This window comes from Micromonospora sp. NPDC023814, assembly GCF_040639595.1.
Taxonomy (GTDB): Bacteria; Actinomycetota; Actinomycetes; order Mycobacteriales; family Micromonosporaceae; genus Micromonospora.
Genome location: NZ_JBFAAF010000054.1, coordinates 42,224 through 52,851, shown reverse-complemented (window position 1 = coordinate 52,851; position 10,628 = coordinate 42,224). Strand labels below are relative to the sequence as shown.

Genomic DNA, 10,628 nt, shown 5'->3' with positions numbered 1-10,628 from the left:
CCTCGGCGAGCACCGGCGGGCGGAGCCAGGGCGCCAGCGGGGCGTATCCGCCGCCGAGCACCACGGTGTCCAGGTCCCACCCTCAGCTACCAACAACCGGACAAGGAGGCGGGGCGGGCGTCACTTGCGGGTCTGTATCTCCTCGCGCATCTCGCGGAACAGCCCGCCGGCGTCGTCGACGGAGCGGCCGGGGAACATCGCCATCACGACACTGCCGTGGTCGGCCCACCCGCAGACGGCGAAGTCGCCGCCGTCGCCGCTGGTGGTGCCGCACTTCATCACGCCGCCCAGGCCGCCCGCGGGCACCTCCCGCAGCCCCGTCACCTTGCCGGTCTCGTCGGTAAGCAGGCCGAACAGGCTGTCCAGGTCCCGCTCCGGCTGCCAGAGCAGCGTCGTGCCGCCGAAGACGAGCACCGAGCGCTTGTCGTCTGCCGGGTCCCGGTAGACGGTGCCGAAGCTGCTGTCCAGGTCGATGTCGGCGGCGAAGCCGCTGCGCAGGTAGTCCGATGTGCTGCGGGCCCGTTCGCTGTCGTCCCGGACCAGTCCCGCCACCCGGTCCGGCGTGGTCAGGTCCGCGTCCTTCTGCTGGGCCACCCGCCACCCGGCCGTACCGATGGTGGCGGCGCCCGCGAGCCCGACCAGCGCCGCCACGGCCCAGGCCACCCGCCGGCGCCGCGACCACCCCGCCCGCCGGTCGGTGGCGTGCTCCGCGTCCCGGTTGCTGAGCTGGATGGGCTCGTCGGTCAGGTCGATCGGCTCGGAGCCGTCGTTGACCGGCCGCTCGGTGAGATGTGCGTCGGACATAGCCGACACCGTACGCGAACGGCAGGTGGCGCACGTCGGGTCCGGAGAAGCCCTCCGTAGACTTTCAGGGTGACCGAGAGACTGGATGCCCGACGCCCCGACGCCCCGACCCTGCCCGGCCAGTACCAGCCGGGCGAGGTAGAGCAGCGACGGTACGAGCACTGGGTAGCCGCCGGCCACTTCCGGGCGTCGGCGGAGAGCGACAAGCCCCCCTTCACCATCGTCATCCCGCCGCCGAACGTCACCGGCTCCCTGCACATGGGCCACGCCCTCGACCACACGGTGCAGGACGCGCTGGTGCGGCGTAAGCGGATGCAGGGCTACGAGGCGCTCTGGCTGCCGGGCATGGACCACGCCGGCATCGCCACGCAGAACGTGGTGGAGCGGCGGCTCGCCGGCCAGGGCCTGTCCCGGCACGACCTGGGGCGGGAGCAGTTCGTCGAACGGGTCTGGCAGTGGAAGGCCGAGTCCGGCGGCGCCATCCTGGGTCAGATGCGCCGTCTCGGCGACTCCGTCGACTGGGACCGCGAGCGCTTCACGATGGACGAGGGGCTGTCGCGCGCCGTACAGACGATCTTCAAGAAGCTGTACGACGACGGCCTGATCTACCGGGCCAACCGGATCATCAACTGGTGCCCCCGGTGCCTGACCGCCCTGTCGGACATCGAGGTGGAGCACACCGACGACGACGGTGAGCTGGTCTCGATCCGCTACAGCGACGAGGTGGTGGTCGCCACCACCCGGGCGGAGACGATGCTCGGCGACACGGCGGTGGCGGTGCACCCGGACGACGAGCGCTACCAGCACCTGATCGGCACCGAGGTCGAGCTGCCGCTGACCGGGCGGCGCATCCCGATCGTGGCCGACGCGCACGTCGACCCGTCCTTCGGCACCGGCATGGTGAAGGTGACCCCGGCGCACGACCCGAACGACTTCGAGATCGGCCAGCGCCACGACCTGCCCGCGCTCACCGTGATGGACGAGCGCGGCGTGATCACCGTGCCGGGGCCGTTCGAGGGCCTGGACCGCTTCGAGGCGCGCCCCGCGATCGTCGCGGCGCTGCGCGAGCAGGGCCGGATCGTCTCGGAGAAGCGCCCGTACGTGCACGCGGTGGGCCACTGCTCGCGCTGCCGTACGACGGTCGAGCCGCGGCTGTCGCTGCAGTGGTTCGTGAACACCTCGCCGCTGGCCAAGGCCGCCGGCGACGCCGTGCGCGACGGGCGGGTGCGGATCGAGCCCGCCGAGCTGGCCAAGCGGTACTTCGCCTGGGTCGACAACATGCACGACTGGTGCATCTCCCGACAGCTGTGGTGGGGCCACCGCATCCCCGTCTGGTACGGCCCGGACGGCGAGGTCGTCTGCGTCGGCCCGGACGAGCAGCCGCCCGCCGGGGACGGTTGGCGTCAGGACGAGGACGTCCTGGACACCTGGTTCTCCAGCGCCCTCTGGCCGTTCTCCACGCTCGGCTGGCCCGAGCAGACGCCTGACCTGGCGAAGTTCTATCCGACGAGCGTCCTGGTCACCGGCTACGACATCCTCTTCTTCTGGGTCGCCCGGATGATGATGTTCGGCCTGTACGCGATGGACGGCCGGCAGCCGTTCGACGTGGTGGCCCTGCACGGCATGGTCCGCGACCAGTTCGGCAAGAAGATGTCGAAGTCGTTCGGCAACGTGGTCGATCCGCTGGACTGGATCGACCGCTTCGGCGCCGACGCCACCCGGTTCACCCTGGCCCGGGGCGGCAACCCCGGGCAGGACGTGCCGGTGAGCGAGGAGTGGTGCCAGGGCTCCCGCAACTTCTGCAACAAGCTCTGGAACGCCACCCGCTTCGCGCTGATGAACGGCGCGCACACCGACGGCCCGCTGCCGGCCGCCGAGCAGCTCTCGACCGTCGACCGGTGGATCCTGTCCCGGCTGGCGCACGTCACCGCCGAGGTGGACGAGCAGTTCGAGGCGTACGAGTTCGCGAAGGTGTGCGACCTGCTGTACCACTTCGCCTGGGATGACGTCTGCGACTGGTACGTGGAGCTGACCAAGCCGGTGCTCGCCGAGGGGGGCGCGGCCGCCGAGGCCACCCGCCGGGTGCTCGGGCACGTGCTGGACCAGCTGCTGCGGCTGCTGCACCCGATCATCCCGTTCGTCACCGAGGAACTGTGGATCGCGCTCACGGGGGGCGAGACGGTGATGACGGCCGCCTGGCCGGCGGCCGACCGTACCCTCGTCGACGACGCCGCGGAGGGCGAGGTCGGCACCGTCCAGCGGGTGGTGACCGAGATCCGGCGGTTCCGCTCGGACCAGGGGCTGCGCCCGACGCAGCGGGTCGCCGCGCGGCTCGACGGCCTGGCCGCCGCGGGCATCGCCGCGCACGAGCCGCTCATCCGGTCGCTGGTGCGGCTGGACGCGGCCGGCGACGGCTTCCAGGCCAGCGCGACGCTCGCCATGCCGGGCGAGGTGAGCGTGGCCCTGGACACCCGGGGGACGATCGACGTGGCCGCCGAGCGGGCCCGGCTGACCAAGGACCGGGCCGCCGCCGAGAAGGAGGCCGCGCAGGCGCGGGCGAAGCTCGACAACCCGGCATTCGTCGGCAAGGCGCCGGAGCCGGTGGTTGCCAAGATCCGCGACCGGCTCGCCGTCGCCGAGGCCGACCTGGTCCGCATCGACGCCGCTCTGGAGGCGCTGTCCTCGTGACCGACCGCACCGATTTCGCCGCCGTCGAGGCCGAGCTGGCGGGCCGCGGGTTCACCCGCATGGCCTTCGAGCTGGACAAGATCGAGTCGCTGCTGGACCTGCTCGGCAGCCCGCAGCGGGCGTACCCGTCGATCCACCTGACCGGCACCAACGGCAAGACCTCGACGGCCCGGATGATCGACTCGCTGTTGCGGGCGTTCGGGCTGCACACCGGCCGCTACACCAGCCCGCACCTGGAGACCGTCCGGGAGCGGATCAGCCTGGACGGCGAGCCGGTGGGCGAGGAGCGGTTCACCGCCACGTACCGGGAGGTCGAGCCGCTGGCCCGGCTGGTGGACGAGCGCTCGGCGGAGCCGCTGACGTACTTCGACATGACCACCGCGCTGGCGTTCGCGACGTTCGCCGACGCCCCGGTGGACGTGGCGGTGGTCGAGGTGGGCCTGGGCGGCGCCGAGGACGCGACCAACGTGATCCAGGCCGGGGTGTGCGTGCTCACCCCGATCGGGCTGGACCACACCGAGTGGTTGGGCGACACCATCCAGGACATCGCGCTGGCCAAGGCGGGCATCATCCACGCCGGCGCGACGGTCATCTCCGCCGCGCAGGAGGAGGAGGCGGCCCGGCCGATCCTGGAACGCTGCGTCGAGGTCGGCGCGACCATCGCCCGGGAGGGCTCCGAGTTCGGGGTGCTCCGGCGGGCGGTCGCGGTCGGCGGGCAGGTGCTCACCCTGCAGGGCCTCGGCGGCGTCTACGAGGAGGTCTTCATCCCGTTGCACGGCGCCCACCAGGCCCAGAACGCGGCGGTGGCGTTGGCGGCGGTGGAGGCGTTCCTCGGCGCCGGCGCGAAGCGGCAGCTCGACGTCGAGACCGTCCGCGAGGGGTTCGCCACGGCCACCTCGCCCGGCCGCCTGGAGCGGGTACGCAGCGCGCCGACCATCCTGCTCGACGGCGCGCACAACCCGCACGGCATGGCCGCCACGGTGACCGCGCTGCAGGAGGAGTTCGCGTTCAGCAAGCTGGTGGCGGTCGTCGGCGTCCTCGGCGACAAGGACGCGGCCAGCCTGCTGGAACTGCTGGAGCCGGTGGTCGACCAGGTCGTGGTGACCCGGAACAGCTCGCCCCGGGCGATGCCGGCCCGGGAACTCGCCGCGCTGGCCGCCGAGGTCTTCGGCCCCGACCGGGTCGAGGTCGCCGAGGAGATGCCGGACGCGATCGAGACGGCGGTGGCGATGGCCGAGGAGGACGTACCGGGGGAGCTGAGCGGGGTCGGGGTGTTGGTCACCGGATCGGTGGTGACCGTGGCCGACGCCCGCCGGCTGCTGAAGCGATGACCGGCCCGGTGCGGGGCACCGCGGGCGACGACCGCCCGGAGGGCACGGCCGCCGGGGGCGACCCGGGCCGTCCGCCGGCGGGCGGGCCGCGACGGTCCGGGCTGCGGAACCCGGTGCGGGCGGTGCGCGGGCTGGGGGCCGGCACGCTGATCCTGGAGGCGCTGGTGCTGGTCCTGGCCATCCAGCCGATCCGCATGGTCGGCGGCGACCTGGGCGGCGCGGCGGTCGGCGCGGTCCTGGCGTTGGCCGTGGCGGCGGTGCTGCTGTCCGGCATGATGCGCCGGCCGTGGGCCTGGCACGCCGGCACCGTCCTGCAGGGACTGCTGATGCTGGCCGGCCTGCTGCACTGGTCGCTGTTCGCGCTGGGCGTCGTCTTCGCCCTGGTCTGGGTCTACGCCCTGCACGTCCGCCGGGTCATCCTCGGCTGACGGGCTGACGGGCTGACGGGCTGACGGGCTGGCCCGCCACCGACAGCCCGCCGGCGGGGTCAGGCGTCGGCGCGTTCGCGCCACTGGGTGAGGGCGATGCCGTGGCCGTCCGGGTCGCGGAACGCCGCCGCCCACACCTCCAGCTTCGTGCCCCGGTTGACCACCCGGGGGGCGTACGTGAACCGGACGCCGGACCCGCGCAGCCGCTCGTACGCGGAGTCGATGTCGTCCACCTCGAGGTTGACGTGCACCAGGCGGCGGCTGATCGGCGCCGCCTCGGTCACCTCCCGCAGCACCAGCCGGGTCGTCCCGGAGGCGAGGACGGCGTTGCCGGAGCCCCGGTCGACCTCGGTGAAGCCCAGGTCCCGGTAGAAGGCCAGCGAGCGCGGCAGGTCGGTGACCAGCAGCGTCAGGCCCACCCCGGCGATCGGCGCGCCGAGGCCGTCCTCGTCCTCCGCGACCCCGGCGGCCCCGTCGTCGGCGCCGGTGGTCGCCTCGGGGCCGAAGATCGCCTCGTCCAGCTCCTCCGGGCTGATCCGCTCCTCGCGCGCCCGGTCCCGGGGCAGGATCGGGTCGTCCAGGGGCAGGTCGAGCGGGTCGAGCGGCTCCGCCGGCGCGGGCGGGTCGGTGCGCCCGCCGGCCGGGGCCGGCGGGTCGAACCGCTCCTCGGCCGGCGGGCGGGGCGTCGGGGTGGCCCGGCGTGGCAGGGTGCCGGTCGTGGACTGCTCGACGAGGGTGCCCTCCAGCACGACCGGCCCGCCGGGGCGCTGGTGCACCACGACGGGCTCGCGCTCCTCCGGGCGCCTGACGGGCTCCCCGCCGAGCGGATCGCCGAGTGGATCGCCCAGCGGGTCGACCAGCGGCTCGCGGAAGTCGTCCCGGAAGTCGTCGTCCGGCGCACGGTCGGCCCACGGCGGCGCCTCCTGCTGGAGCAGCACGTCGTCCAGTGGATCCGGGCCCGCGTACTCCGGTGGGAGGTCGGCGGCGACGGCGGCGGCGGACTCGGCGTGGGTGGGCACCTCGTCCCAGAGCACCCGGACGTGCCGCTGGTCGTCCAGGGCCACGCGGATCGGCAGCGTCTGCCCCAGCGACGGCCACTTCGCCACCGGCACCCGCGGCTCGATGATCTTCTTGGACCGGGGCGGCAGCCCCGGCGCGTCGATCACCAGTTGCAGCTCGCAGCGGCCGAAGGCGTACTGGGTGGGCGGCTCGGAGGCGCTGTGCACGTGGCCCACGCCGACCACCCAGGTGCGCCCGCCGCCGCGCACGGTGGCCAGCGCGATGGCCAGCACCAGCAGGGCGACCCCGAGCGCCACGATCGCCCAGCTGGTCATGCCCAGCCCGAAGAGGATCACGAAGGTGGCCACGGTGCCGAGCACCGCGGCGATCAGCTTGCGTACCGGCGCGATGGGCCGGTTCCCGCCATTCGCCACTGTGGACCTCCCGGGGGTCAAGGGCCAGGCTAGGCCGGATCGGCCGCCGGGGGAAAGACCGGCCGCCGCGCCGGCGCCGGGACCGGGTCGCTAGGCTGACCGTACCCAGCCCGACCGCCTTCCGCGCACAGGAGGAACCCAGCGTGTCCAGCAGCAGCCCCGATGAGCGCACCCTCGTACTGATCAAGCCCGACGCGGTCCGCCGCGGGCTGGTCGGCGAGGTGATCTCCCGCTTTGAGCGCAAGGGGTTGCGGATCGACGCGATGGTGTCCCGGACCATGGACGCCGCGCTGGCCGACGAGCACTACGCCGAGCACGTGGACAAGGCGTTCTACCCGCCGCTGAAGGACTTCATGACCGGCGGCCCGCTGGTGGCGCTGGTGCTCTCCGGCGACCAGGTCATCGACGTGGTGCGGGGGCTGGTCGGGTCGACCGACGGGCGCACGGCGGCGGCCGGCACGATCCGCGGCGACCTCTCGCTGTCCAACCGCGAGAACCTGGTGCACGCCTCCGACTCGCCGGACAGCGCGAAGCGCGAGATCGCGCTCTGGTTCCCCGAGCTGGGCTGACGGCCGACCGACGCCGCGAGCAGCGGTCGTGCCGGACCGTCCGGTCAGGGCGTCCGCCGCAACGTGTCCAGGCCGTCGACCGGCACGACCGTCCGGTCAGGCCGTCCACGGCAGCTTGTCGGGGTTGCCGACCACGTAGAACCCGGTGATCCGGCCGCCGGCCGCGCCCAGGGTCAGCGCGTACCTGCCGCCGTCGGATCGGATGATCAGGGCGGCCGGCTGGCCGTTGATTTCCAGCCGGCGCGCGGTGAAGTGGCGGCCCGGGCCGTACAGGCCGGCGAAGAAGCGGGCGACCCGGTCCGCGCCGGTGACGGGGTTGCGCGCCGCCTTGACCCGGCCGCCGCCGTCGGTCCAGGCGGTGGCGTCCCTCGCCACCAGCCCGGTCAGCGTGGCCAGGTCACCGTCGCGGGCGGCGGCGAGGAATGCGTCCAGCAGCCGTTCCTGCTCGGCCCGGCCGGCGGTGAACCGCCGCCGTTCCTGCCCGATCCGGGCCACCGCCCGGTGGTGCAGCTGCCGGCAGTCCGCCACCGACCGGTCCAGGATCTCCGCGATCTCGGCGTACGGCAGGTCGAAGGCGGTGTGCAGCACGTAGACCGCGCGCTCCGGCGGGGTGAGGCGTTCCAGCAGGTGCAGCAGGGCGGTGGAGAGCGAGTCGCGCAGCTCGACGGAGTCCAGCGGCCCGAACGGTGACGGCGCGGTCGGCACCGGCTCGGGCAGCCACGGCCCGACGTACGTCTCCCGGGCGGCCCGGCGGGCGCGCAGCCGGTCCAGCGCCAGGTGGGTGACCACCCGGGACAGGTAGCGGCGCGGCTCGGCGACCGCCGCCCGGTCCGCCCCCAGCCAGCGCAGGTACGCCTCCTGGAGCACGTCCTCCGCGTCGTGCCGGCTGCCGAGCAGGCGATACGCCAGGCCGAGCAGCATCGGCCGGTGCGCCTCGAGCGCACCGGCCGCCTGCGTCGCGTCGGTGACCGTCACACGTCCGTCGGGAGTTCGGTCCGGCAGGTCACGGCGATGCGGTTCCACACGTTGATTGTCGCGATGGCCATCAGCAGGTCGACCAACTCCTTCTCGGGCCACACCTTCGCCGCCGCGTCCCAGACCTCGTCGGGCACCCCGTGCTCGCCGAGGCGGGTCACCGCGTCGGTGAGCGCCAGCGCGGCCCGCTCCCGCTCGTCGAAGAAGGGCGCCTCCCGCCAGGTGGAGACGGCGAAGAGCCGCCGGCTCGACTCGCCCTCGGCGAGCGCGTCCCGGCTGTGCATGTCGACGCAGAACGCGCAGCCGTTCAGCATCGACGCCCGGAGCTTCACCAGGTGGAGCACGGTGTGGTCGACGTTGGCCCGGACGTACTTCTCCAGCCCCAGTACGGCGTGGTACGCCTCCGGAGCCACCTCGGCCGCGTTGATCCGCTGCATGACAACCTCCCTGATCCGTGGTGGTGACACCGACACGACGACGCGACCGGGGCTCGGCGTGACGGTCCGGGCCTGTGACGCCGGTCATGGCGGCCGGGCCACCCCGGGCCACCCGGACCACCCGGACCACCGGAGTTCCGGCCCCGGTCACCCGGCACGCCGCCGCCGGTCATCTCCGCCCGGTAGACCCACGGGGGCAGTCCCCGATCCGGGAGGAACGATGACCGAACTTGACCGACGTACGTTGCTGCGCGCCGGCCTGATCGCAGGTGCCGGTGTCGCGGGCGGCGCCCTGCTCGGCGCGCCCGCCGCGCCCGCCGCACCGGCCTGGCGGCCGACCGGCCGACCGGTGCTCACCCACGGCGTGCAGAGCGGTGACGTGACCGCGGACTCGGCGCTGGTCTGGACCCGCGCCGACCGCCCCGGTCGGATGCTGGTGGAGGTGAGCCGCCGGCCGGACTTCCGTGGTGCCCGGCGGGTACGCGGACCGGTGCTCGACCCGACCGGCGACCTCACCGGCAAGGTGCGCCTGCGCGGGTTGCCCGGTGGCGAGCGGCTGCACTACCGGGTCCGGGTGGAGAGCCTGGACCGGCCGGGGCTGGCCAGCGAACCGGTGACCGGCGCGCTGACCACCGCACCCGGCCGGCACGACCGCCGGGACGTCCGGTTCGTCTGGACCGGTGACATCGCCGGGCAGGGCTGGGGAATCGCCCCGGACTTCGGCGGCATGTCGATCTTCCGGGCCATGCGGGCAACCCGGCCCGACTTCTTCCTGTGCAGCGGCGACACCGTCTACGCCGACGGCCCGCTCGCCGAGACGGTGACCCTGCCCGACGGGCGGGTCTGGCGCAACCTGGTCACCCCGGAGAAGAGCAAGGTCGCCGAGACGCTGGCCGAGTACCGGGGGCAGTTCGCGTACAACCTGCTCGACGAGCACCTGCGCGCGTTCGTCGCGGAGGTGCCGCAGATCAACCAGTGGGACGACCACGAGGTGACCAACAACTGGTACCCGGGGGAGATCCTGACCGACGCGCGGTACACCGAGCGCCGCGTCGACGTGCTCGCCGCCCGGGCCCGGCAGGCGTTCGACGAGTGGCTGCCGGCGCCGGTCGACGGGCCGCGGTACCGGCGGATGTCGTACGGGTCGCGGCTGGACGTCTTCGTGCTGGACATGCGGACCTGGAAGGACCCCAACGACGGCAACACCTACGCCGACCCGGCGCGTGGCCTGCTCGGCCGGGAACAGCGGGAGTGGTTGATCCGGGAACTGACCCGGTCCCGGGCCACCTGGAAGGTGATCGCCGCCGACCTGCCGATCGGGCTGGTGGTGCCGGACGGCGCCAGCGCCCAGGAGGGCGTCGCGCAGGGTGACCCGGGCGCGCCGGCCGGGCGGGAACTGGAGTTCGCGCAGGTGCTCGGCGCGGCGCACCGGGCCGGGGTGACCGGGATCGTCTTCCTCACCGCCGACGTGCACTACACCGCCGCGCACCACTACGACCCGGCCCGGGCGTCGGTCGCCGAGTTCACCCCGTTCTGGGAGTTCGTCTCGGGGCCGGCGCACGCCGGCGCGTTCGGCCCGAACGCCCTGGACGGCACGTTCGGCCCGAAGGCGGTCTTCGTCAACGCCCCGCCGCGGGCCAACACCTCCCCGGCCGAGGGCTTCCAGCACTTCGGCGAGGTCGCCGTCGACGGCGCGTCCGGCGCCTTCACCGTCCACCTGCGCGACCGCGACGGGGTCTCCCTCTGGACGACCACCCTGCCCGCCCCGACCCGCTGACCTCGCCGTCCGTCGGTCGACCATGAGGCGGTCGCCACCCGCCGGGGTGCCGCGACAGCCTCATGGTCGACGCGGGTGGGACCAGAGGGTGTCGAGGGAGGCCCGGCGGCGGCTCTCGGCCTCGAAGACCCTCAGCAGCACGGCGGCGAGCGGCGGCAGCGCGGCGGCGCCACGAGCGGCCGCCGT

9 protein-coding genes are annotated in these 10,628 nt (G+C 73.9%); 5 read left to right on the top strand and 4 right to left on the bottom strand.

Annotated features, from left to right (window positions below):
* Positions 1-120: 120 nt before the first annotated feature.
* On the bottom strand, positions 121-804 hold the full coding sequence (locus AB0G14_RS25095; protein WP_357701291.1) for a hypothetical protein: 684 nt from the start codon (positions 802-804) through the stop codon (positions 121-123).
* A 69-nt stretch (positions 805-873) separates the two neighbouring features.
* Between AB0G14_RS25095 and AB0G14_RS25090 the strand changes: the two genes are divergently transcribed.
* The 3 genes from AB0G14_RS25090 to AB0G14_RS25080 are packed head-to-tail and all read left to right on the top strand — an operon-like array spanning position 874 to position 5,251.
* Complete coding sequence (locus AB0G14_RS25090; RefSeq protein WP_357701289.1) at positions 874-3,492, top strand: valine--tRNA ligase; 2,619 nt, start codon at positions 874-876, stop codon at positions 3,490-3,492.
* Entirely contained in the window at positions 3,489-4,823 is a 1,335-nt protein-coding gene (locus AB0G14_RS25085; RefSeq protein WP_357701287.1) for a folylpolyglutamate synthase/dihydrofolate synthase family protein, read from the top strand. Before AB0G14_RS25090 ends, AB0G14_RS25085 begins: the two co-directional genes overlap by 4 nt.
* A complete protein-coding gene (locus AB0G14_RS25080) occupies positions 4,820-5,251 on the top strand; it encodes a DUF4233 domain-containing protein (RefSeq protein WP_357701285.1) in 432 nt (143 codons plus the stop codon). The genes AB0G14_RS25085 and AB0G14_RS25080 overlap by 4 nt, the downstream gene beginning before the upstream one ends.
* 59 nt (positions 5,252-5,310) lie before the next feature.
* On the opposite strand, the gene AB0G14_RS25075 is transcribed toward AB0G14_RS25080, so the two are convergent.
* Complete coding sequence (locus AB0G14_RS25075; protein ID WP_357701283.1) at positions 5,311-6,684, bottom strand: VOC family protein; 1,374 nt, start codon at positions 6,682-6,684, stop codon at positions 5,311-5,313.
* 143 nt (positions 6,685-6,827) lie between these two features.
* Between AB0G14_RS25075 and ndk the strand changes: the two genes are divergently transcribed.
* Positions 6,828-7,253: a nucleoside-diphosphate kinase gene (gene ndk, locus AB0G14_RS25070; RefSeq protein WP_357701281.1), complete on the top strand. Its 426-nt coding sequence runs from the start codon at positions 6,828-6,830 to the stop codon at positions 7,251-7,253.
* A 96-nt stretch (positions 7,254-7,349) separates the two neighbouring features.
* Here ndk and sigJ read toward each other — a convergent pair whose 3' ends face one another.
* A complete protein-coding gene (sigJ, locus tag AB0G14_RS25065) occupies positions 7,350-8,228 on the bottom strand; it encodes an RNA polymerase sigma factor SigJ (protein ID WP_357701279.1) in 879 nt (292 codons plus the stop codon).
* A complete protein-coding gene (locus tag AB0G14_RS25060) occupies positions 8,225-8,665 on the bottom strand; it encodes a carboxymuconolactone decarboxylase family protein (RefSeq protein WP_357701277.1) in 441 nt (146 codons plus the stop codon). The genes sigJ and AB0G14_RS25060 overlap by 4 nt, the downstream gene beginning before the upstream one ends.
* A 220-nt stretch (positions 8,666-8,885) precedes the next feature.
* On the opposite strand from AB0G14_RS25060, the gene AB0G14_RS25055 reads away from it, so the two are divergent.
* A complete protein-coding gene (locus tag AB0G14_RS25055) occupies positions 8,886-10,442 on the top strand; it encodes an alkaline phosphatase D family protein (protein ID WP_357701275.1) in 1,557 nt (518 codons plus the stop codon).
* Positions 10,443-10,628: the final 186 nt, after the last annotated feature.